This window comes from Glutamicibacter sp. V16R2B1 (genome assembly GCF_005774635.1).
Taxonomy (GTDB): domain Bacteria; phylum Actinomycetota; class Actinomycetes; order Actinomycetales; family Micrococcaceae; genus Glutamicibacter; species Glutamicibacter creatinolyticus.
On sequence record NZ_VATX01000005.1, the window covers coordinates 259,219 to 282,160 of the forward strand.

Sequence of the window (22,942 nt, forward strand, 5' to 3'; positions counted from 1 at the left end):
AGCGGGCACGCTGGGAGGCATGAACACGCAATCACTGGCCACGGCGCTTGCCACGCTGCGCCGCGCCTCCACCGAGCTGGGCAGCCGGCTCTCGGCGGGCATGATCCTGGAACTGGGTCGCCTGTGCCTTGCGCTGTTCACCGCCCTGGGCCGTCTGGTGCACTGCCACCACGATCCGCGCCTGGTGCTGGCCCACGCCAAGCTCGTTGAACAGTTCGCCTGGCTGATCCACGGTGAGCAGCTGGAAGTGGCGCTGGACGCCGAACTGGCCGGCGCGCACTCGCTGACTTTGCAGGAGTACGACGCCCTGGCCGCGGGCACCACCAACTTCCAGTCCCCGGCCCAACGGGTGCGCGGGCGCACCTGCTACAAGGACACCGCGAACCTGCTGGCCGCGTGGCTGAACATCGACTATCACGAGGCGGCCGGACGCATCGCCGACGCTCACCGGCTGGTGGGGCGGCGGACCATGGAGGGCACCCGCTGCAATCCGCGCTTCGAACGGCTGGCCGGGGTGTACCGCGACCCGTCGATCGACCGGCGGCAGGTGGCGCAGGCAGCCCGCGCTCTGGAGAGGCTTGAGGCCCCCGATGAAATCTTCAACGGGCACGCGGCCGCGATCCTGCGCGCTGAGGAGCAGCGCACCGCGAAGAAGAAGCTCGGCGCCCTGGTCACCGAGTACCGGGAAGCCAACGGGGAGAACATCCCGCCGGAGCTGGGCCTGTTTGTGCGGCCCACCCGCCACGGGGTGCAGGAGTTTGTGATCCGCGCCGTGGGAGCGGACGCCGAACGCATTCGCTCGCTGATCGCGCAGGCCGATAACTGGCGTACCCAGGCCGGAACCGCGGCCCGTATCGCCGCCGACGGTGCCGCCGCGCAGGCCAGCGGCACCGGTTCGGCCAAGGACCGGGGCATGACGGGGAAGGAACTGGATTCCTGCAACCAGCCGGCACCATCGGCCCCCGGTGGCCCCAGCGAGGCGAAAGGCAGTGCAGCATCCCCGGCGGCCACACCAGCCAATGGGTCAACCGGAGCGGACGGGGCAGCGGATCCTGCTCCCCTGGTCCCGGATCCGGACTGGCTGCGCGCCGACCAGCCACCGCCGCAGTGGGCCGTTGACCCCGACGCCGGTCCCCCAGCTGCAAGCGATCCGGCTCAAGCTCCCCCGGCACCGGCAGCAGCCCAAACACCGGAACCGGACTTCACGGCGCCGGAGGTCAGCGCCGCACGCCGCCGACTGAACGCCCTGGTGGCCCTGCTGTCGCAAAGCATGGACGGAACCGGCAAGACCAAGACCGTCACCCCCGAAGTGGTGGTGCACCTGGACTATGACAGCCTGCTGAATCTGGCTCAAGCCAAGGGCGTCACCGCCCACGGCCAGCGGATCGGGGCCACGGAACTGCGCCTCCTGTTGTGCCAGGCACGCCTGATCCCGATGATGTTCAACTCCCTGGGGCAGGTGCTGGACGTTGGCAGATCCCAAAGGCTGTACAACACGGTGCAGCGCAAGATCATCATCGCCAGGGACGGGGGCTGCATTGTGCCCGGATGCACGGTGCCCCCGGAACTGGTGGAGGCCCACCACTACGAGGATGGGGGCTGGGCCGGATGCTGTCCAACCAGTGTGGACAAGGGCGCCGGCGCCTGCAAGGGACACCACGCCGATGTGCATGCCGGATTGTTCAAGATCATCCGGTACAAGGGACTGCCCCATGTGCTGTATCCCAAGCACATCGACCCATTGCAGATTCCGCGGCGCAACACCTATTGGAAGGCTGCCTAAGCCGGCGTTCACCGTCCCCCCGGGCCGGTCACCAAGCCCCGCGCATCAGGCATCTATGGACCGGCCAGCCGCTCAGCCCGACTGCCCCTGTTCCTGCGCACGGTGTGCCTCTGGTACCTGCACCGCGACGATGCGGGTCAGGCGGTCGAAGGCCAGCAGGTAGTGCGCCAGCGCTTCGCGTCCCCGGGAGGTCAGCTCGTAGACCTTGCGGCCGGGCCCACCGCTGCCCTCCTCCCAGGAAGCCGCAACCTCCCCGCGCTCCTCGAGCTTGGCCAACGCCGGATACAGGGTGGCCCCCTTGACCGGATCCAGGCCACGCTGCTGCAGCGCCTTGCCCAGCGCGTAGCCGTGGCGTCGGCCCTGCTGCAGCTCGCTCAGCAGCAGCAGGGGCAGGACAGCGCGTTGCCAGGAGCCCGGCAGCTCGGGGCGCGCCTCAGTCATCGTGCCCGCCCAGTGCTCGTTCCTGGGCGGCGGCGTCCTGGCGTCGCCGCCTCGCCATGCTGGCAATGGCCTGCTGGCGGCGGTGCGGCATCAGGTCGCGCAGCATCAGGATCAACACCATCAGCCAGGCGGCGCTCATGACCCAGGCGCCAAAGCCGGGCCCCTCATCGAACCACGTGGTGAGGATGACCCAGCCGTAGAACACCAGCGTCACGATCAGCGCCAGGCTGCGCAGCCGCAGCTGCCGCACGATCGAGGACCGGCAGGTGGCTGCCAGGATCGTGGCGTAGCCGGCGACCGGCCCAAATTCCCGTCGCGCGCCGCCCTCGGCACGCCTGCTCATTGGCGGCTCGTCCTTACCCTCGGCATCCTGCTGCTGCAGGTGGGCGCGCAGCTGCGCCACTTCGGCGCGTGCCTGGGCGCGGGTGAAGAGGTAGCGTCCGCGCAGGATTCGCTCCAGGGCGGTGAACCACTGCTCGTCGCCGAGCACCGGATCGTCCTGCGCCGCCGGTTCGCGCCGCGGCAGCACGGCGGTGAGCACGATCATCCCGGCCGCCCCGAGGCCCACCACCAGGTTCGCCACGGGAAGGACCCGCTCGGTGTCCAGCACCGAGACCAGCCAGCCAAAGGCCACCAGGGCGATCGCCGCACCGGTCCAGCAGGCGGCGGCGGTGCGCAGCCTGCCCATCCGGAAACTGATCCACCCCCACAAGCCAAGCGCCGCACACCACGGGACAACCAGGAAGCACAAGCCCTGCCACAGCTGCCAACTGTGGTGCAGCCATCCGTCGCGGAACCCCAGGAACACCGCGGCCAGCACGAACAGCCCGAAGCACAGGTAGGAGATGATCCGCAGCAGCTGGCTCCCCCGGAAGACCGGCAGGTCGCGTTCCAGGCGCTGGGTCTGATCCAGCAGGCTCGCAGCCCGCTGCTGCCCGAACCGGTTCGGTTCCCCCAGCAGCCCCGCGGGGTCCTCACCGCTGTCGCGCACGGCCTGCAGCTGGCGCTCCAGCTCCGCGGCGGCCTGCGCGTCATCCAACCCGCCCCACACCAGCCGGAAGTGGAACTGGCTGACCCAGTCGCGGTAGGCCGCGGGCCATTGCTCCAACACCGCATCGCTGGCGGTGCGTCGAATCTTGCGGGCCACGGGCATCCTCCCTCAGTAGGTCAATTTCCAACCTAGTTGATAATTCGGAGTATGGCCAGCCCTCCACCCGGGAGCCGGCGGGCAGGTGCGGGGACAGGAAAACCCGGGGCGGCGGTCAGCGGGTCGAAGCCGCCACCGGTCTTCGGGAAGGCGATGACGTCGCGGATCGACTCCGAACCGGTCAGCAGCTGCAGCACGCGGTCCCAGCCGAAGGCGATGCCGCCGTGCGGCGGGGCGCCGTACTTGAAGCCCTCCAGCAGGAAGCCGAACTGGGTCTGCGCCTGCTCCTGGGAAACGCCCATGACCTTGAAGACGCGTTCCTGCACCTCGCGGTCGTGGATACGGATCGAACCGCCGCCGATCTCGTTGCCGTTGCAGACGATGTCGTAGGCGTAGGACAGGGCCGAACCCGGGTCGGTGTCGAAGGTGTCCATGAACTCGGGCTTCGGGCTGGTGAAGGCGTGGTGCACCGCAGTCCAGGCACCGGCGCCCACGGCCACATCCCCGGAGGCCACGGCGGCGGAGGCCGGCTCGAACATCGGCGCGTCCACGACCCACACGAACGCCCAGTCCCCGTCCTTGATCAGGCCGGTGCGGTGACCGATTTCCACGCGCACCGCGCCGAGCAGGGCGCGCGCTTCGGCCTTGTCCCCGGCGGAGAAGAAGATGCAGTCCCCGGCCTTCGCGCCGGTGGCCTCGGCCAGGCCCGCCTTCTCCTCATCGGACAGGTTCTTGGCCACCGGGCCGGCCAGCTCCCCGTCTTCCTTGATCAGCACGTAGGCCAGGCCCTTGGCGCCGCGCTGCTTGGCGAATTCCTGCCAGGCATCCAGGGTGCGGCGCGGCTGGGAGGCCCCGCCGGGCATGACCACGGCGCCGACGTAGTCCGCCTGGAACACCTTGAAGCTGGTGTTGGCGAAGTACTCGGTCATCTCGCTCAGCTCCAGGCCGAAACGCAGGTCCGGCTTGTCGCTGCCGTACTTGGCCATCGCCTCGGCGTAGGACATGCGGCGGATCGGGGTCGGGATCTGCACGTCGATCAGCGCCCACAGTTCCTTGACCAGCGCCTCACCCAGCGCGATGATGTCGTCTTCCTCGACGAACGAGGCCTCGATGTCCAGCTGGGTGAACTCCGGCTGGCGGTCCGCGCGGAAGTCCTCATCGCGGTAGCAGCGGGCGATCTGGTAGTACTTCTCAAAGCCGCCGACCTGCAGCAGCTGCTTGAACAGCTGCGGGGACTGCGGCAGGGCGTACCAGCTGCCCGGGGACAGGCGGGCCGGGACCACGAAGTCGCGGGCGCCTTCCGGGGTGGAGCGGGTCAGCGTCGGGGTTTCGATCTCCACATAGCCCTGGTCGTGCAGCAGGTTGCGGGCGATCCGGTTCGCTTCCGAACGCAGGCGCAGCGCCTTGGCCGGGCCCGGGCGGCGCAGGTCAAGGTAGCGGTGGCGCAGACGCGCCTCCTCGCCGACCTCGACGTGCTCGTCGATCTGGAACGGCAGCGGCGCGGAGGTGTTCAGCACCTCAACCTCATCGGCCAGGACTTCGATCTCACCGGTCGGGATGGCCGGGTTCTCATTGCCCTCGGGGCGGCGTTCGACCTTACCGGTCACCTTCAGCACGAACTCATTGCGCAGCGGGTGGAAGTCCTCCTCGTCGCGCACCACGACCTGGGCGATGCCCGAGGCGTCGCGCAGATCCAGGAACGCGACACCGCCGTGATCGCGACGACGTGCGACCCAGCCGGTGAGGGTGACCTGCTGTCCAATGTGCTCGGCGCTTAGTTCGCCCAGCTGATGAGTGCGTAGCACTACGGTCCTTTCAGTCGAAAAAGGGGAAATCCTGTGAAGCAGGGTGGCCGGCGGGGATATTGTCGCCAGCCACCCGTGGGGTTTTCTACGTGTGAGTTTAGTGCACGGCGCTAGCTGACAACATTTGTCAGGTCCTCGGCCGGCGGGGTCCAGCTGGCCGGGTCGGCGCTGAGCTGCTCGCCGGAGCGGATGTCCTTCACCTCGTGGGTGCCATCGGCGTGGGTGAACCACACGAAGGGAATCCCGCGGCGATCAGCGTACTTGATCTGCTTGCCGAACTTTTCGGCGCTGGCCGCCACCTCGCAGGCGATCCCGCGCTCACGCAGCGCCGCGGCCACGTCCTGGGCCTCGTGCCACGCCTCGTCGTTGGCCAAGGTCACATAAACCACCGACGGCACCGAGCGGGCCGCGGTGACCAGCTCCTCGGCCAGGATGCGCGAAACCAGGCGGGTCACCCCGATGGACAGGCCCACCCCCGGGTAGGTCTTCTTGCCCTTGGAGGCCAGCGACTCGTAGCGTCCGCCGGAGCAGATCGAGCCCAGGGACTCGTGGCCCACCAGCACGGTCTCGTACACGGTGCCGGTGTAGTAATCCAGGCCGCGGGCGATGGACAGGTCGGCGACGACGTTGCCCGGGGCGCGCCTGGAGGCGGCGGCAATCACCTGGGAGAGCTCGTCCAGCCCGGTTTCCAGCAGCTCGTGCTCCACGCCCAGGGCGCGCACCTGCTCCACGAAGGAGGTGTCCGCGGTGCAGATCCCGGCCAGGTCCAGGGCGGCCTGCGCCTGGGCCGCGGTGGCGCCCACCTCGGTGGTCAGGATTTCGGCGACCTTCTCGGCCCCGATCTTCTCCAGCTTGTCGATTGCCCGCAGCACCGCGTCCGGATCCTCCAGGCCCAGGCCGCGGTAGAAGCCCTCGGCCAGCTTGCGGTTGTTCACCCGCAGCCGGAAGTCCCCGATCGGCAGCGCGGAGAGGGCATCGGCGATCGTCAGCGCCAGCTCCACGTCGTAGCTGAACGGCAGCGACCCGTCGCCGACCACGTCAATGTCCGCCTGGGTGAACTCGCGGAAGCGTCCGTCCTGCGGGCGTTCCCCGCGCCAGACCTTCTGCATCTGGTAGCGGCGGAACGGGAAGGCCAGGTGGCCGGCGTTCTCCACCACGTAGCGGGCAAAGGGCACGGTCAAGTCGAAGTGCAGGGCCAGCGCGTTGGGGTCGTTCTTCTCCTCCTCCGGGTCCGCGGCCAGGCGGGAGAGGCCGTAGACCTCCTTGTCGATCTCGCCCTTGCGCAGCAGCTGCGCCCGGGTTTCGACCGCACGGGTCTCGATGTTCGCAAAACCGTGCAGTTCGAAAACCCGGCGCAGGGTGTCCAGCACATGCTGTTCAACCACGCGTTCGGCGGGAAGCCATTCGGGAAAACCGGACAATGAGGCCTTGCGTGCCATGAAACTCCTTAGTTCGTTTGCGGCCAAGTCCTATTTTAGGCCGCAATAGAACAGAATACTGCGCGTATCCGCTTACAAAGAAAGCGGGGCCACGGGTAGAGTTACTAGAAGCAAGTGCTCAGTTAGTGAAAGAGTTTCAGCGGTGACCACCAGTCAGAAATCCGACGACAACCAGATAACCCCGACCCCGCAGGCCGTGGCACCCGCCGCGAAGCCTGTCGGTGCGCCCGCGGCCAAGCCCGCCGTAGCCCCGGCGGCCCCGGCCCCGGCCCCGGCCCCGGCCCCGGCCCCGGCCGACCACTCCACTCCCCTGGATGAGGCGCGCAAGTTTGCCCGCGTCACCGAGGACGGCCACGTGTTCGTCATCATCGACGGCACCGAACACCCGGTGGGCCAGTACCCGGATGCCACCGAGGATGAGGCGCTGGCCTACTTCGTGCGCAAGTACGACGACGTGGTCTCGCAGATGATGCTGCTCGAGCAGCGCGTCGCGGCCAAGGCGCCCAGCGGCGACATGGCCAAGACCATCGACTCCATCGCCGCCCTGGTCTCCGAACGCGCCATGGTCGGCGACATCGCCGCCCTGGAGACCCGCCTGGAAACCCTGCGCACCGCCGTGGAGTCCCTGGGCAAGGAGCAGCGCCGCGCCACCGAGCAGGCCCGGGCCGAGCAGCAGAAGATCCGTGAGGGCATCGTCGTGCAGGCCGAGGAGCTGGCGGGGAAGAACCCGGAGCAGATCCAGTGGAAGACCGCCTCGCAGACCATGAACGGCCTGTTCGACGCGTGGAAGGAAGCCCAGCGCTCCTCCGTGCGCCTGCCGCGCTCCACCGAGGACGCGCTGTGGAAGCGCTTCCGTGCCGCCCGCACCACCTTTGACCGCCACCGCCGCGCCTACTTCTCGCAGCTTGATGCGCAGAACGCCGAGGCGAAGAAGGTCAAGGAGGCGCTGATCGAGCGCGCCGAGGCGCTGCAGAATTCCACCGACTGGGCCGGCACCGCCGCCGAGTACCGCAAGCTGATGGACGAGTGGAAGAAGTCGCGCCGCGCTTCGCGCAAGGACGACGACGCACTGTGGGGCCGCTTCCGCGCCGCGCAGGACGTGTTCTTCCAGGCCCGTGCCGAGCAGAACGCGAAGGTCGACGCCAGTTTCCGGGAGAACCTGGTGGTCAAGGAGGCGCTGCTGGAGGAAGCCCGCGCACTGCTGCCGATCAAGGACCTGAACGCCGCGAAGAAGTCCCTGGAATCCATCCGCGACCGCTGGGAAGCCGCCGGCAAGGTGCCGCGCGGGGACCTGCAGCGGGTGGAGGCGGCGCTGCGCCACGTGGAGGACGCGGTGCGCAATGCCGAGGACGAGCAGTGGCGCCGTTCCAACCCGGAAACCAAGGCCCGTTCCAACTCGATGCTCTCCCAGCTGCAGGACACCATTGCCCAGTTGGAGGAGGACCTGGAGCAGGCCAAGAAGAAGGGCAACGAGAAGAAGATCGCCGCGGCCCAGGAGGCGCTGGACGCCCGCCGCATGTGGCTGAACACCCTGGAGAAGTCGGCCGCCGACTTCCAGTAGGCTGCCAGCAGCCTTGAACCGCCCACCGCAGGCAGCACCTGCGGTGGGCGGTTCGCGTTTACTCCCCTTGTTCTTTCCGGCGCGCTGCGCTGGCCTGTCCCGGTAATCCACAGCCGGGCACTTCACCTGCCACAGCGGCGGGCAATCTGTTTCAGTAGCAGCATGGAAAAAACTACTAGGCAGCGCCCGGCGGCGCTGCGCATCCCCGAAGACCTGTTCGTTATTGGCCAGCCCTTTACCCGCAACGAGCTGGGGGCGATGGTCTCACGCGGCTACCTGCGCGAAACCCTGCCCGGGCACTACCTGGATGTCAGCCACCGCTACGACGCGAGCGTTCGGGCGCAGATCGCCCACTTTGTCGCCGGGCGGCGGCTGCGGCCCGGGGAGGTGTTCTGCCGCTCCGCGGCCGGGTGGATCCATGGCCTGGTTCCCTCCCCGACCAGCATGGGCATCAGCAGCCCGGTCTACCGCCGGCCGGTGCCCTCCAGTTTCGGGTTGCCCTATGAGTTCATGCAGCTGCAGCTGGAGCCCGATGAGGTGCTGGTGCGCGGCCCGGTCCCGGTGACCAGCCTGCTGCGCACCGTGTGCGACATGGCCTGCCACGACCCGCTGCCGATCGTGGTCGAGGCGCTGGATCGCATCCAGCGCCTGCAGGACCCGTACCTGCACCTTCAGGCGGTGCTGCAGCGCCTGAACCGCATGCCGGGCAGTTCCCCGGTGCAGCGCGGGCTGCGCCTGGTGGAGTCGATGCAGCCCCAGGCCGCCTGAGGGCCGGTGTGTGGGCTGCAGCGGCCCGTGGCGGGGCCCTTTAGCGCCGGGAGCTGGCAGTGGTGCGGTACACGTCGTACACCCCGTCGATGCGCCGCACCTGGTTCAGCACGTGGGTGAGGAACTTGGGGTCGCCCATTTCGAAGGAGAAGCGGGAGATCGCCACCCGCTCCCGCGTGGTCTGCACGCTGGCCGAGAGGATGCTCAGGTGGTTTTCGGCCAGGATCCGGGTGACGTCGGAAAGCAGCGACTTGCGGTCCAGCGCCTCCACGATGATCTCCACCCGGAACACCCCCGAATGCTTGTCCGCCCAGGACACCGCCACGATCCGGTCGGTCTGCTCCTTCAGCTGCGCCAGGTTCAGGCAGTCGGAGCGGTGCACGGAGATTCCCGAGCCGCGGGTGACGAACCCGGTGATCTCATCCGGTGGGACCGGTGAGCAGCAGCGGGCCAGCTTGACCAGCACATCGCCCAGCCCTTCGACCACCACGCCGGCATCGTTGCCGGTGGTGGGTTTGGAGACCACGGGGGCGACCGGGGCCTCCTCCTCCACCTGCTCGGACTCCGGCGGGCCGATCAGCGCGGTGAGGTGCTCGATGACGTTCTGGGCGCTGGTGTGCCCGTCGCCCACCGACTGGTAGAGCGCCGAGATGTCCTGGTGGTGCAGCCCGGTGGCCACCGCGGTGAGCAGCTCGTGGGTCATCATCTTCTGCAGCGGCAGCTGGTTGCGCCGCAGCTCCTTGGTCAGCAGCTCCTTGCCCTTTTCGATGGCCTCCTCACGCCGTTCCTTGGAGAAGAACTGGCGGATCTTGGCCTTGGCGCGGGCGGACTGCACGAAGTTCTGCCAGTCCTGGGAGGGTCCGGCCCCCTCGGCCTTGGAGGTGAACACCTCCACCACGTCCCCCTGCTTCAGCTCGGTGTGCAGCGGCACGAGTTTGCCGTTGACCCGGGAGCCGATGGTGCGGTGCCCGACGTCGGTGTGCACCGAGTAGGCGAAGTCCACCGGGGTGGATCCGGCTGGCAGCGACATGATGTCGCCCTTGGGGGTGAAGACGTAGACCTCGTTGGAGGAGATCGAATAGCGCAGCCCGTCCAGGAACTCCTCGGAGTCCTCGGTGTCGGCCTGCCACTCCATGAGCGAACGCAGCCAGTCCATGTTCTGCTCGGGTGAGAGTGCGGAGTTGTCGGCGTTGCCGTGCTTGTACTGGAAGTGGGCGGCCACACCGTATTCGGCGCGCACGTGCATCTGGTGGGTGCGGATCTGGATCTCCACCGGCTTGCCGTCCGGGCCCATCACCGTGGTGTGCAGCGACTGGTAGAGGTTCAGCTTGGGCATCGCGATGTAGTCCTTGAAGCGGCCCGGCAGTGGGTTCCACTCGGTGTGCACCACGCCCAGCGCCCCGTAGCAGTCCTTGACCGAGTCCACCAGGATGCGCACGCCCATCAGGTCGTGGATGTCATCGAAGTCCTTGCCGCGCACGATCATCTTCTGGTAGATCGAGTAGTAGTGCTTCGGACGGCCCGAGACCTCGGCCTGGATGCCCTGGGTGGTCAGCTCGTTGGCCAGCATGGCGCGCACGTTGCCCAGGTACTTCTCCCGCTCCGGGGTGCGGTCCCCCACCATCCGCACGATCTCCTGGTACACCTTGGGGTGCAGCGCGGCGAAGGAGAGGTCCTCCAGCTCCCACTTCACGGTGTTCATGCCCAGCCGGTGGGCCAGCGGGGCGAAGATCTCCAGGGTTTCCTTCGCCTTGCGCGAGCTGGACTCCGGGGAGACGTAGCGCCAGGTGCGCGCGTTGTGCAGCCGGTCGGCCAGCTTGATCAGCAGCACCCGGATGTCGCGGGACATGGCGATGACCATCTTGCGCACCGTTTCGGCCGGGGCGGCCTCCCCGTAGGTGACCTTGTCCAGCTTGGTGACCCCGTCGACCAGCATCGCGATTTCCTCGGAGAAGTCCTTGGTGACCTGCTCCAGGGAGTAGTCGGTGTCCTCCACCGTGTCGTGCAGCAGCGCCGCGGCCAGGATCGCCCCGGTCATGCCCATTTCGGCCAGGATGGTGGCCACCGCCACCGGGTGGGTGATGTACGGGTCCCCGCTCTTGCGTTTCTGGCCCTCGTGGTATTTCTCGGCGACCTGGTAGGCGCGCACCAGCAGGTCCAGGTCCGCCTTGGGGTGCTTGGACTTGACCGTGCGCAGCAGCGGTTCCAGGGTTGGTGAGGTGTTCGCGGTGGTGCCCCGTCCCGGGAAGCGCACCAGACGTGAGATGGAACGTCGCCTTGAATTGTTGAGGTTAGCTGATGCCATGCCCAACTCCTTCCCGTCCGGTAGCGGCCCTGCCCGGGAAGCGTCCGGCCGGCAGGTGGTTAACCGCGAGTGCGCCAGTGCGGGGTCTTGCACCGGCGTGACACGTTGTGCTTAATCCATTGTTTATAGCACGTTCGCGCGGTGACAACTAATTATGCTCCCCTTGCCTGGAAACGCGAAACGCCGCCGATTCACGCGAATCGGCGGCGTTTCTTACGGGTGCGGGGTTAGCGGGAGGCCAGCAGCCGTTCGCGCTGGGCGATGACTTCGGGCTCGTTGCGCCGCAGCCAGGAGTACATCGGGGCCTGCACGAACAGCGTGGACAGCGCCGAGACGATCAGGCCGATGAACAGCGCCAGCGACAGGTCCTTGAGCGTACCGGCACCCAGCAGGTAGGAGCCGATGAACAGGATCGCCGCGACCGGCAGCACCGCCACCACCGAGGTGTTGATCGAACGCACCAGGGTCTGGTTTACCGCCAGGTTCACCAGCTCGTTGAACGTGCGCTGGTCCTCCTTGGCGAAGTTCAGCGTGTTTTCCCTAACCTTGTCGAAGACCACCACCGTGTCATAGAGGCAGTAGCTCATGATGGTCAGGAAGCCGATGATCGCGCTCGGGGTGATCTCAAAGCCGGAGAGCCCGTAGATCCCGGCGGTCACCACAATCACGGTCATCAGCCCGATCACCGCGGCGATCGACATCTTCCAGGTGCGGAAGTACGCGGCCATCAGCAGCGTCACCAGCACCACGAACGCGACCAGCCCGAACAGGGCCTGGCGTGAGACGTCCTGGCCCCAGGTGGGGCCGATGAACGTGCTGGTCACGTGGTCCGCGTTCACCCCGTAGGCCTCGGCCAGCTGCCCGCCGATGGCCAGGGTCTGGTCATCGCTGAGCCGGTCGGTCTGCACCCGGATGGTGCCCGGGGCGATGTTGGTGACCGTCGCCTCCTGGCCCGGGACGGCGGCGGAGACCGCGTCCTCCCCGAGCTTCACGTCGGTGTTCTGCACCGCCGAGACGGTGAACTCCGAACCACCGCGGAAGTCGATGCCCAGGTTGAACCCGCCCTTGACCACGGGCACCAGGATGGAGAGCACCATCAGCACGACGGCGATGGAGAACCACAGCTTGCGCTTGGCCACGAACGGGTAGGAGCGCTTGCCGGTGTAGAGTTCGTTGCCCCATTGAGCGAGCTTATTCATTGTTCTCCTCCCGGTTCGCTTCGGCGGCCCGGCGTTCGGCGATCGTCATCCTGCGGGTGGCCTCGGCGGCGGCCTTCGTGTTCTTCTTGCCGCGCGCCGTGGTGACGTTCTCGTTGAACCGGCGGACCTGCCCGGCCCCGCGGTACAGCGGCACCGCGCCCAGCAGCGACGGGTCCAGCCCGGACCAGCGGTGGCCCTCGGCGAAGAACTTGGTGCGCGAGAGCACCACCAGCAGCGGGTGGGTCAGCCCGTAGACGATGATCAGGTCGATCACCGCGGTCAGGCCCAGGGTGAACGCGAAGCCGCGCACGTTGCCCACCGCCACGATGTACAGCACCACCGCGGCCAGCAGGTTTACGGCCTTGGAGACCAGGATGGTGCGCCGGGCCCGTCCCCAGCCCACGTCGATGGCCCCCGCCAGCGGACGGCCCTCGCGCAGCTCATCGCGCACGCGTTCGAAGTAGACGATGAACGAGTCGGCGATCAAGCCGATCGCCACGATCAAGCCGGCCACGCCGGCCAGCGAGAGCCGGTAGTTCATCGTCCAGCCCAGCAGCAGCAGCGCCAGGTAGGTCAGCACACCGGAGGCCAGCAGCGACAGGATGGTGACCAGGCCCAGGGCGCGGTACTGGAAGAGCGAGTAGATGAACACCAGCACCAGGCCGATGACGCCGGCGATCAACCCGCCGCGCAGCTGATCAGCGCCCAGGGTGGCGGAGATCTGCTGTTCGGACTGGATCTCGAAGCTGATTGGCAGTGCGCCGTACTTCAGCTGCTCGGCCAGCGCCTGGGCGGACTCCTCGGTGAAGCCGCCGGTGATCTGCGGGCGCCCGTCGCTGATGACGGCGTTGGTGGTCGGCGCGGAGATCACGGTGCCGTCCAGCACGATCGCGAACTGGTTGCGCGAACCCTGCAGCGAGACCAGACGCTGGGTGGTGTCCGAGAAGGTCTTGGTGCCTTCGCTGTTGAACTCGATGACCACGGCCCAGTCGCCGGTCACCGCGCCCTGTGCGCCGCGGGTCATCTGCGCGTAGGCGTCGGAGATGTCCTGGCCGGGGATTTCCACCGGGCCCAGGATGTACTTCGCGCCCATCCGGGGGTCGCACGAAATCATCGGCTCATCCGGGTCGTGGGTGGTCGATTCGCGCTTGTCCAGCTCGCTGGGGCAGTCGTAGGCCTCGAAGTCCTTGTAGAGCTGCGGGCTGATCCAGTTGGTGTCCGAGGCGTTCTCCGGCTTGCCCTCGGGCTTGGGGATCTCCGCTTCCGGGGTGCGTTCTTCCTTCGGGGTGGCCTCGAAGGCGCCGGTGATCAGCACCGGGCGGAACTCCATGTTGGCCGAGGCCTGGATCAGTTCGCGGGTCTTGGTGTCCGGCACGCCGGGCATCGAGACGACCACGTTGCTGCCGGACTGGGTGGTGATCTCCGCCTCGGAGACGCCGCTGCCGTCCACGCGCTGGCGGATGATCTCCACCGCCTGGTCCAGCTGGTCCTGGTCGATGCTTTCATCGCCCTGGACCCGCGGGGCCAGGATCATCTGGGTGCCGCCTTCCAGGTCCAGTGCGAGTTTGGGGGCGAAGCTGGTCTTGCCGGTGGCGACGCCGGCGACAAGGATGCCGGTGGCGATGATCGTCAACGCCAGCAGCCAGATCAACGCCCGGTGCGCCTGTTTTACAGGTCCAATTGATGACATCTAGAGTGCTTTCTCATCGAGGAGACTTCGGTGAGCCCACAAAACGGGGCCAAGGGGATTAGGCGTTGCGCTCGTCCTTGCCCTCGTCGTCCAGGCGACGCAGGGTCTCTTCCGCGGTCTCGGTGCCGGCGGCCGGGGCCTCGGTCTGCACCTCGGGCTCGATGAACTGGGCGATGGCCTGGCGGTGCACGGTCAGCACGGTGCCCGGGGCGACCTCTAGTTCAACCCGGTCCTGCTCGTCGATGCGCACAACGGTGCCGAAGATCCCGGAGTTGGTCATCACCTTGGCGCCGGGAACGGTCTTCTCCTTCAGCGTCTCCTGCTGCTTGCTGACCTTTTTGCGTCCACGGATCATCATGATGATCAGCACGGCGAACAGGCCGACCATCAGGATCATCGAAGGGTTGAAACCGCCCGCGGCGGCCGTTGCAAACGTCACGGAGTACACGAATATACCTGCTAACAAATCGACAAAAAGAGCGTGTGGCCCGGCATACCGCGGTTTCGCGGTCATGGCACGGGCCACTTCAGTCTAGTCGCTGAAGCCAGCGGGGTAACACATTTACGCCTGCAGAGGACTAATCCTCATCGGATTCATAGTTTTGCGCCCCGGCGAACAGGGCGTCCTTCGGCACGGCCAGGCCCAGGTGCTCCCACGCCTCGGGCATTGCGATGCGTCCGCGCGGGGTGCGTCCCATCAGGCCCTCGCGCACCAGGTAGGGTTCGGCCACGGTTTCCACCGTTTCGGTTTCCTCCCCCACCGCGATCGCCAGCGTGGACAGGCCCACCGGTCCCCCGCCGAACTTCTGGCACAGGGCCTGCAGCACGGAGCGGTCCAGCCGGTCCAGGCCCTTGACGTCGACCTCGTACATGTCCAGCGCCGCGGCCGCGGCCCGCTGGTCGATCTGCTCCAGGCGGTTGACCAGCGCCCAGTCCCGCACCCGGCGCAGCAGCCGGTTGGCGATGCGCGGGGTGCCGCGCGAGCGGGAGGCGATTTCGGTGAACGCGGTGGAGGTGACGGCCAAATCCAGCATCATCGCCGAGCGGCGCAGCACCAGTTCCAGTTCGTCGACCGCGTAGAACTCCAGGTGCCCGGTGAACCCGAACCGGTCGCGCAGCGGCCCGGGCAGCAGCCCGGCGCGGGTGGTCGCCCCCACCAGGGTGAACGGCGGCAGCTCCAGCGGAATGGAGGTGGCCCCGGCCCCCTTGCCCACGATGATGTCCACGCGGAAGTCCTCCATGGCCATGTACAGCATTTCCTCGGCCGGGCGGGACATGCGGTGGATCTCGTCCAGGAACAGCACCTCCCCCTCGGTCAGCGAGGAGAGGATCGCGGCCAGATCCCCGGCGTGCTGGATGGCCGGGCCGGAGGAGATGCGCAGCGGGGCGTTCATTTCCGAGGCGATGATCATCGACAAGGTGGTCTTGCCCAGCCCCGGGGGGCCGGAGAGCAGCACGTGGTCTGCGGTGCGTTCGCGGATGCGGGCGGCCTCCAGCACCATGGACAGCTGCTGGCGCACCCGCGACTGCCCGACGAAGTCGTCGAAGTTGCGCGGGCGCAGTGCCGCCTCCAGGGTGCGTTCCTCGGCACCGCTGGAGGCGTCGGTGAGTTTGGTGGAATCGTTCACGCCATGTTCCTAGCTGTATTCCTATCGGGCGCGGGCGCCGGTGGACATGCTGCGCAGGGCCGCGCGCAGGATTTCGGGCACGTTGCCGGTTTCCACGATTTCCGGGGAGGCCTTGGCCAGCTTGCCCAGGGTGTTCTTCGCGTCCTTCTCGGTCCAGCCCAGACCGGTGAGCGCCTCGATGACCTGCGGTTCCCACACCCCGGCGGTGCCCGGTGCGGCGCCGTTGGCCGCGGCCGCGCCGGTGGGCACCAGTTTCCCGTTCAGCTCCAGCACGATCCGGCTGGCACCCTTGGGGCCGATGCCCGAGACCTTGGTGAACGCGGCGGTGTCCTTCGTGTTGGCCGCCACGCGCACCTGCTCGGGGCTGTGCACGGCCAGGATCGCCAATCCGGTGCGCGGGCCGATCCCGGACACGGAGGTGAGCACCTCGAAGACCTCGCGCTCCTCGGCCGAGGCGAAGCCGTAGAGGGTCATCGAGTCCTCACGGACCACCAGGGAGGTGTAGACGGTGGCCTGGCTGCCGACCTGCAGGCCCGAGAGCGTTTGGGGGGTGGCGTTGATGAGCATCCCGAACCCGTTGACGTTGATGACCGCGTTGTTCAGGGCCACGGCCTCAACCCGGCCGGACAGTGAGCTGATCATGCCACTCCTTTGCATACCTTGTCGACATCCCCAGCATATCGAAGATATGTACGAATATCGATTAGCGTCCGGTGCCGCGGCGCTTGGCCGAGGCCTCCGCGGCGATCCAGGCCTGCTGGGCGGTGGTCAGCTGGGTGGAGCCGACCCGCCCGGCGGAGGCCGAGGCGTTGGAGCCGACCGCCGCGCCGCGCCAGGCGTGGGCGATGGCCAGGGCCACCGCGTCCGCCGCGTCGGCGGGCTTGGGCGGGGAATCCAGCCGGCAGATCTTCGCGACCATCTTGCCCACCGAGTTCTTGTTCGCCTGCCCGCTGCCGGTGACCGCGGCCTTGACCTCGGTCGGGGTGTGCATCGCCACCGGAATCCCGCGCCGGGCGGCAGCGGTGATCACCACCCCAGAGGCCTGGGCGGTGCCGATCACGGTGGTCACGCTGACCGCGGAGAACACCCGTTCGATGGCCAGCACGTCCGGGCGGTGCTGTTCCAGCCAGGCGTCGATCGCCTCAGCGATCGTCAGCAGCCGGCGGTCCAGCGGGGTGCCCGGCGGGGTGCCGGCGACCGACACGTCCACCAGGGTGACCTTGCGGTTGGGTTCGACGTCGACCACGGCCAGCCCGCAACGGGTCAGGCCGGGGTCGATGCCGACTACGCGGAGCGTCAAGTGACTGCCGGCCCCTACTCGTCCTCGGCCAGGGCGGCCTGGACCTCGTCGGACAGGTCCGCGTTGGTGTATACGTTCTGCACGTCGTCCAGTTCCTCCAGGGCGTCGAACAGGCGCACGAACTTCTTCGCGGCCTCCACGTCCAGCTCCACCTTCATGGAGGGCAGGAACTCAACCTCGTCGGACTCGTACTCGATCTCGGCCTCGTCTAGGGCGGTGGCCACCGCACGCAGGTCCGCGGCCTCGGAGATCACCTCAAAGTTGCCGTCGGCCTCCTGCACCTCTTCGGCGCCGGCGTCCAGCACGGCCATCAGCACGTCGTCCTCGCTCAGCTCCCCGACCGGCAGGCGCACTACGCCCTTGCGGGAGAACAGGTAGTTCACGCTGCCCGGGTCGGCGATGGTCCCGCCGTTGCGGGTGATCGCCACGCGCACCTCGGAGGCGGCGCGGTTCTTGTTGTCGGTCAGGCATTCGACCAGCAGCGCCGAACCCTGCGGGCCGCGCGCTTCGTAGATGATCTCGGTGTAGTCGATGACCTCACCGGTCAGCCCGGCACCACGCTTGATGGCGCGGTCGATGTTGTCATTGGGCACGGAGTTCTTCTTGGCCTTGGAGACGGCCAGTTCCAGCGCCGGGTTGCCGGCGGGGTCGGGGCCACCAGTGCGGGCTGCAACTTCGATGCCCTTGATGTACTTGGCGAAGGCCTTGGCGCGCTTGGCGTCAATCGCAGCCTTCTTGTGCTTGGTGGTTGCCCATTTGGAGTGGCCTGCCATGGTGTTAAGCGTCTCCTTGCGTCATGTGGATGAAAAACTCGTGGATGGCATTGCTGCCGGTGACCTCGGGATGAAATGAGGTCGCCAATAAATTTTCCTGTCGTACCGCAACAATTCTATCGTGAACTGCCCGATTCTGGCCGGGGACGGTGGACAGGACCTGCACGGCGGGGCCGACCTGCACCGCTTCGGGGGCGCGGATGAACACCGCCTCGAAGCTGTGTCCGGCAAATTCCAGCACCGACTCGAAGGAGTCGACCTGGCGGCCAAACGCGTTGCGCCGCACCGTCATGTCGATCCCGCCAAAGCTGCGCTGCGCCTGCCCGGTGGCCGAGATGGCCGGGTTCTCGATCCGGTCGGCCAGCATGATCATCCCGGCGCAGGAGCCGTACACGGGCAGGCCGGAGGAAATCAGCGTCCGGATCGGCTCGGCCAGGCCGTAGTTGCGCGAGAGCCGGTCGATGACCGAGGACTCTCCGCCGGGGATGACCAGCCCGTCCAGGTGCTCCAGGTCCTGCGGGGTGCGCACCGGCAGCGCCGCGGCTCCCAGCCGGATCAGCGCCTGCAGGTGTTCGCGGAAATCGCCTTGCAGCGCCAGTACCCCAATGCGGGTCATCTGCCTGCCTTCCTGCGGTGGTGTGGTGCGCGCACCGGCGGGTGCGCGCACATCAGGTTAAGCCCGCGCCGGGGCGGCAGGCGTTTTTTCCTCGGCGTGTCGCACCGGGTTTCCGCCCCATTTGCCCTGCATTTCGGGGCGCTTGGGCGCCGGCTGGTTGCTGATTGGCGCGGGCCGGCAATCTTGGTAGGTTCGCAGGGACAGCTACGCCCAGGTGAGAAGAGCGGGGAGTTTTGACCATGACCGATGCCACGAACCATTCCACAACCCATTTCCAGCTGCCCGGCGACGTGATGATGCCGGCGATCGCCCTGGGCACCTACCCGATGCAGGGCGCGGAGGCCGCCCACGCGGTGGAGGGGGCGCTGCGGCTGGGCTACCGGCACGTGGACACCGCGGAGAACTACCACAACGAGGAGGGGGTCGGCGAGGGGATCCGGCGCTCCGGGCTGCCGCGCGAGGAGGTGTTCATCACCACCAAGTTCAACAGGCAATGGCACAGCATCGATGGGGTGCGTCAGGCGTTCGAGAACTCGGTGCAGCGTCTGGGGGTGGACTACCTGGACCTGTTCCTGATCCATTGGCCCAACCCGGAGCAGGGCACGTTCGTGGAGGCGTTCGAAGGCCTGGCCCGGCTGCAGACCGAGGGGAAGGTGCGGGCGATCGGCGTGTCGAACTTCAAGCCGAAGCACCTGCAGCAGCTGTTCGACGCCGGCCTGGCCCCGGCGGTGAACCAGATCCAGCTGGACCCGGAATACCGCAACTCGCAGGCCCAGCAGTTCCACCGGGAGCACGGGATCCGCACCGAGGCGTACACGCCGCTGGGACGCGGCGGCGCGTTCCTGCACAACCCGGCCCTGACCGAGCCGGCGCAGAAGTACGGCAAGACCCCGGCCCAGGTGACGCTGCGCTGGCACGTACAGCAGGGCATCGCCGCCGCCCCGAAGTCCGCGCACCCCCAGCGGCAGCAGCAGAACCTGGACATCTTCGACTTCGAGCTGACTGGCGCGGAGATCGCGCGGATCAATTCGCTGGACACCGGCAAGCACGCCCGCCAGGATTCGGAGAGCTTCGGGCACTAGGGTCCACCAGGGCCCACCAACGCCCACCTGGGCCATGCGGGCCGACGAGGGCAACGCCGCGGATCGGATAGTCCCCCGCCCGGTGAGTGCCGCTGGCGGGATGGGGCGCAGTTCCCTGGCGCCGCCGGGTTGCTACCTGGTGCCGGCCGGTTCCCAGGGCACCAGTCCGTCCTTGAACGCCCCGTAGGCGTCCACGGTCTTGGTGCTGCGTTCCCGGCTGGCTTCGGCCTGCCCGTCCCCCACGCACCGGTTGGCCTCGGCGACCTGGCACCAGCGCACCGGGTCCTCGGTCAAGAAGTGCGGCACCCAGGCCAGTTCGCTCACCGACCAGTCATCGTCCTGCTGCCGGGTGAACGTGGCCTTGACGCTGATGCCCTCCCGGTTCAGCACGGTCGGGGTGGCGTGCTTGGCCACCGAGTTGCCCAGCCCATACACGATCCAGGTGCCCTTGTGCTTTTCGATGGGCAGCACCGAGTGGGTGTGGTGCATGTAGATGAAGTCGAACTCACCGGAGGCGGCCAACGCCCGGCCGAGCTTGCGCTGCTCGGCGGTGGGGCGGTTGGTGTACTCCGCGCCGTCGTGCACGGCGGCCACCACGACCTGCGCCCCCGCCTCGCGGGCATCCTTGGCCCGCTGGATCAGGGAAGCCGCGGAGATGTCGGTGTCCACCCGCCAGTCGGTGTCCGCACTCATCCCGTTCAGCGAATAGGTGCCGGCGATGACCCCGAGCTTGACCCCGTCGACCTCCATGATCGGCGGGGCCTCGGCCTCCGCGGCGGTGCGGTAGGAGCCGGTGGAGAACATCCCGGCCTGCTCCAGGGTGTCGATGGTGCGCTTGACCCCGGCGGTGCCGGCGTCCACCGTGTGGTTGGTGGCGGTGGTGCACCCGTCATAGCCGACCTGCTTCAGGTCGGTGACGATCTGCGCCGGGACGGTGAACATTGGATAGCCGCTGTAGGGCGGGACCCCGATCGGGGTTTCCAGGTTGCACAGCGCCGCGTCCGCGTCCTGGATGTACGGCTCCAGCCCGGCCAGCAGCGGGGAGAAATCGTACTTTTGCCCTCCGGTGTTCGCCTCGCGCAGCAGCCGCGGGTGCAGCAGCACGTCGCCGGTCAACGCCAGGGAGAAGGACTGCGGTTCGGCGCTGGGCTCCGGCTCGGTTTCCTGCGGCGTCCCGGTTGCGGTGGTGGGGGCAGGCGCCGTGCCGGCACCGGAGGGGGCGGGGGTGCCGGGATCGGGAACGGTGGCGCAACCGGCCAGCAGGGCCGCGCCGGCCAGCAGGCTCAGGGCTCGAAGCTTCATGCCTCTTAGCGTACGCAATCAGCCAGGACGCCTTGGACCGCTTCGCGTAAATGCCCGCGAATGGGCGGTGAATATGACAACCTTTGATTATGGTGAACCCCCTCTTGCAACGCAGCGAACTGCCCTACCAGTGGCCTGACTTTTCCGCGCTGGGCGCCGACGACTACCTGGAGGCGGCCAGGATCGGCGCTACCGTCCAGATCGAGGAGATCGAGGTGATCCTGTCCAACGCGGACCCGGCAACCTTCGAGAACACCTTCCTGGCCCTGGAGCGCAGCGGGCAGATCCTGCGCCGGGCCCTGATGACCTACTTCAGCGTGCTCTCGGCCCACGGCACCGAGGAAATCCGTGCCGTCCAGCAGGAAATCACCGGACTCTACACCCGCCAAGAGGACGAGATCCAGCTCAACGGCCCCCTCTACGAACGGCTGAACCAGCTCGATGTTGAACAGCTGGAGGGTGAGGACCGGCGTCTGGCCACCGAAACCCTGACCCGCTTCCGATTGGCCGGGGCCACCCTGTCCGGGACGGACAAGGAACGGCTCAAGCAGCTGAACGCCCAGATCTCCGATCTGTCCACCCGGTTCTCCGCCGCCGCCCTGGAGGCGCAGAACGCCCACGCCGTGCTGTTCGAGGACGCCGCCGAGCTGGCCGGGCTGGATGAGGCCGCGATCGCCGCCGCCCGGCAGGCGGCCACCGAGGCCGGACACGAGCAGGGGTACCTGATCCCGCTGCTCTCCCCCACCCAGCAGCCGGTGATGGCGCAGCTGCAACTCGCCGCCTCCCGGCGCAAGGTCTTTGAAGCCTCGCTCACCCGCGGGCTGGACACCCCCTACACCCTGGAACTGGCCCGGGACATGGCGGTGCTGCGTGCCGAGCGGGCCCAACTGCTGGGCTTTGCCACGCACGCGGACGCGGTGCTGGCCGACGCGACCGCACCGAGCACCGCCGCAGTCAGCGAGCGGCTGGCCGACCTGAGCGCGGCGGCCACCGCCAACGCCCGCCGCGAGGCCCAGGCCCTGGCCGAGGTCGCCGGGGTGGATCGCATCGACGCGTGGGACTGGAGCTACTACTCGCAGGCCGTGCTGCGCGAACGCTACGCGCTGGATTCGGCCGCGCTGCGCCCCTACTTTGAGCTGGAGCGGGTGCTGCGCGACGGCGTGTTCGCCACCGCCACGAAGCTGTACGGCATCACGTTCGCCGAACGCACCGATTTGCCGGCCTACCACCCGGACCTGCGGGTGTGGGAGGTTTCCAACGCCGACGGCAGCGCGCTGGGACTGTTCACCGGGGACTTCTTCGCCCGGGAGACGAAGAAGGGCGGGGCGTGGATGACCTCGCTGCGCGATGCGGCCAGCGACCTGGACGAGCTGCCGGTGGTGACCAACACGCTGAACATCACCAAGCCGGCCGCCGGGCAGCCGGCCCTGCTGACCCTGGATGAGACCCGCACCCTCTTCCACGAGTTCGGCCACGCGCTGCACGGGCTGTTCTCCAACGGCAAGTACGCCTCGCTCTCAGGCACCTCGGTGCCCCGCGACTTCGTCGAATTCCCCTCCCAGGTCAACGAAATGTGGGTGCTGCACCCGGAGGTGATCAGCAACTACGCCCGGCACCACGAAACCGGGCAGCCGCTGCCGGCGGAGCTGATCGAGAAGATCCGCGCCGCCGAGCTGTGGGGCGAGGGCTTTGCCACCACCGAGTACCTGGCCGCCAGTGTCCTGGACTGGGCCTGGCACACCCTGCCGGCCGGCCAGCAGGTGGGCGACCCGCAGGAATTTGAGCGCCAGGCGCTCACCAACGCCGGCTTCGACCCGGATTTGATCCCGCCGCGCTACCGCACCGGGTACTTCCAGCACATTTTCGCCAACGGCTACTCCGCCGGGTACTACTCCTACATCTGGAGCGAGGTGCTCGATGCCGACACCGTGGAGTGGTTCACCGAAAATGGCGGGCTCATGCGCGAAAATGGAGAGAGGTTCCGCGCCGAGCTGCTCAGCCGGGGAAACACGCGCGAACCGCTTGAATCCTACGAAAACTTCCGTGGCCGCGCCGCGCGGGTTGAGCCGCTGCTGCGCCGTCGAGGCTTGGTGAACGCATAAA

General features: G+C 67.8%; 19 protein-coding genes. 5 read left to right on the top strand and 14 right to left on the bottom strand.

The features are described from left to right. The first annotated feature begins 19 nt into the window (after window positions 1-19). Window positions 20-1,783, top strand: coding sequence for an HNH endonuclease signature motif containing protein (locus FDN03_RS03500; protein WP_138174102.1), 1,764 nt, complete (start codon window positions 20-22; stop codon window positions 1,781-1,783). 72 nt (window positions 1,784-1,855) lie between these two features. Here FDN03_RS03500 and FDN03_RS03505 read toward each other — a convergent pair whose 3' ends face one another. From FDN03_RS03505 to hisS, 4 genes are all read right to left on the bottom strand, one after another. Beyond that, a complete protein-coding gene (locus FDN03_RS03505) occupies window positions 1,856-2,224 on the bottom strand; it encodes a PadR family transcriptional regulator (protein WP_138174105.1) in 369 nt (122 codons plus the stop codon). Further along, window positions 2,217-3,371: a hypothetical protein gene (locus tag FDN03_RS03510; protein WP_138174108.1), complete on the bottom strand. Its 1,155-nt coding sequence runs from the start codon at window positions 3,369-3,371 to the stop codon at window positions 2,217-2,219. The genes FDN03_RS03505 and FDN03_RS03510 overlap by 8 nt, the downstream gene beginning before the upstream one ends. Window positions 3,372-3,403: 32 nt before the next feature. Then, window positions 3,404-5,176, bottom strand: a complete 1,773-nt coding sequence (gene aspS / locus FDN03_RS03515; RefSeq protein WP_171021114.1) for an aspartate--tRNA ligase — start codon at window positions 5,174-5,176, stop codon at window positions 3,404-3,406. A 110-nt stretch (window positions 5,177-5,286) separates the two neighbouring features. After that, entirely contained in the window at window positions 5,287-6,615 is a 1,329-nt protein-coding gene (gene hisS, locus FDN03_RS03520) for a histidine--tRNA ligase (RefSeq protein ID WP_138174111.1), read from the bottom strand. A gap of 142 nt (window positions 6,616-6,757) precedes the next feature. Between hisS and FDN03_RS03525 the strand changes: the two genes are divergently transcribed. Both FDN03_RS03525 and FDN03_RS03530 read left to right on the top strand, forming a co-directional pair. Continuing rightward, window positions 6,758-8,176, top strand: coding sequence for a DUF349 domain-containing protein (locus FDN03_RS03525; RefSeq protein ID WP_138174114.1), 1,419 nt, complete (start codon window positions 6,758-6,760; stop codon window positions 8,174-8,176). 162 nt (window positions 8,177-8,338) lie between these two features. Continuing rightward, window positions 8,339-8,944 (top strand): hypothetical protein, encoded by a 606-nt coding sequence (locus tag FDN03_RS03530; RefSeq protein WP_138174116.1) that lies wholly within the window; start codon window positions 8,339-8,341, stop codon window positions 8,942-8,944. Between the two features lie 40 nt (window positions 8,945-8,984). Here FDN03_RS03530 and FDN03_RS03535 read toward each other — a convergent pair whose 3' ends face one another. The 9 genes from FDN03_RS03535 to pdxT form a co-directional block, all read right to left on the bottom strand. Continuing rightward, entirely contained in the window at window positions 8,985-11,249 is a 2,265-nt protein-coding gene (locus FDN03_RS03535; protein WP_138174118.1) for a bifunctional (p)ppGpp synthetase/guanosine-3',5'-bis(diphosphate) 3'-pyrophosphohydrolase, read from the bottom strand. Window positions 11,250-11,476: 227 nt separating this feature from the next. Beyond that, window positions 11,477-12,448: a protein translocase subunit SecF gene (gene secF / locus FDN03_RS03540; protein WP_138174120.1), complete on the bottom strand. Its 972-nt coding sequence runs from the start codon at window positions 12,446-12,448 to the stop codon at window positions 11,477-11,479. Continuing rightward, the gene (secD, locus tag FDN03_RS03545) at window positions 12,441-14,138 is read right to left on the bottom strand and encodes a protein translocase subunit SecD (protein WP_138174122.1); all 1,698 of its coding nucleotides are present in this window, start codon (window positions 14,136-14,138) and stop codon (window positions 12,441-12,443) included. The genes secF and secD overlap by 8 nt, the downstream gene beginning before the upstream one ends. Window positions 14,139-14,196: 58 nt before the next feature. After that, window positions 14,197-14,577 (bottom strand): preprotein translocase subunit YajC, encoded by a 381-nt coding sequence (gene yajC, locus FDN03_RS03550; RefSeq protein ID WP_171021115.1) that lies wholly within the window; start codon window positions 14,575-14,577, stop codon window positions 14,197-14,199. A gap of 139 nt (window positions 14,578-14,716) precedes the next feature. Then, window positions 14,717-15,766, bottom strand: a complete 1,050-nt coding sequence (gene ruvB, locus FDN03_RS03555) for a Holliday junction branch migration DNA helicase RuvB (protein WP_138174126.1) — start codon at window positions 15,764-15,766, stop codon at window positions 14,717-14,719. Window positions 15,767-15,787: 21 nt separating this feature from the next. Next, window positions 15,788-16,408 (bottom strand): Holliday junction branch migration protein RuvA, encoded by a 621-nt coding sequence (gene ruvA / locus FDN03_RS03560; protein WP_138174128.1) that lies wholly within the window; start codon window positions 16,406-16,408, stop codon window positions 15,788-15,790. 61 nt (window positions 16,409-16,469) lie between these two features. After that, entirely contained in the window at window positions 16,470-17,066 is a 597-nt protein-coding gene (ruvC, locus tag FDN03_RS03565; RefSeq protein ID WP_138174130.1) for a crossover junction endodeoxyribonuclease RuvC, read from the bottom strand. Window positions 17,067-17,080: 14 nt separating this feature from the next. After that, window positions 17,081-17,839: a YebC/PmpR family DNA-binding transcriptional regulator gene (locus FDN03_RS03570; protein WP_138174132.1), complete on the bottom strand. Its 759-nt coding sequence runs from the start codon at window positions 17,837-17,839 to the stop codon at window positions 17,081-17,083. Between the two features lie 4 nt (window positions 17,840-17,843). After that, window positions 17,844-18,455, bottom strand: coding sequence for a pyridoxal 5'-phosphate synthase glutaminase subunit PdxT (pdxT, locus tag FDN03_RS03575; RefSeq protein WP_138174134.1), 612 nt, complete (start codon window positions 18,453-18,455; stop codon window positions 17,844-17,846). A gap of 239 nt (window positions 18,456-18,694) precedes the next feature. Here pdxT and FDN03_RS03580 point away from each other — a divergent pair, with 239 nt between their 5' ends. After that, window positions 18,695-19,537 carry an aldo/keto reductase gene (locus FDN03_RS03580; RefSeq protein ID WP_138174136.1) on the top strand — a complete coding sequence of 281 codons (843 nt, stop codon included), beginning with the start codon at window positions 18,695-18,697 and terminating at the stop codon, window positions 19,535-19,537. A 132-nt stretch (window positions 19,538-19,669) separates the two neighbouring features. On the opposite strand, the gene FDN03_RS03585 is transcribed toward FDN03_RS03580, so the two are convergent. Further along, on the bottom strand, window positions 19,670-20,839 hold the full coding sequence (locus FDN03_RS03585; RefSeq protein WP_138174138.1) for a CapA family protein: 1,170 nt from the start codon (window positions 20,837-20,839) through the stop codon (window positions 19,670-19,672). 89 nt (window positions 20,840-20,928) lie between these two features. Here FDN03_RS03585 and FDN03_RS03590 point away from each other — a divergent pair, with 89 nt between their 5' ends. Next, a complete protein-coding gene (locus FDN03_RS03590) occupies window positions 20,929-22,941 on the top strand; it encodes a M3 family metallopeptidase (protein WP_138174140.1) in 2,013 nt (670 codons plus the stop codon). Window position 22,942: the final 1 nt, after the last annotated feature.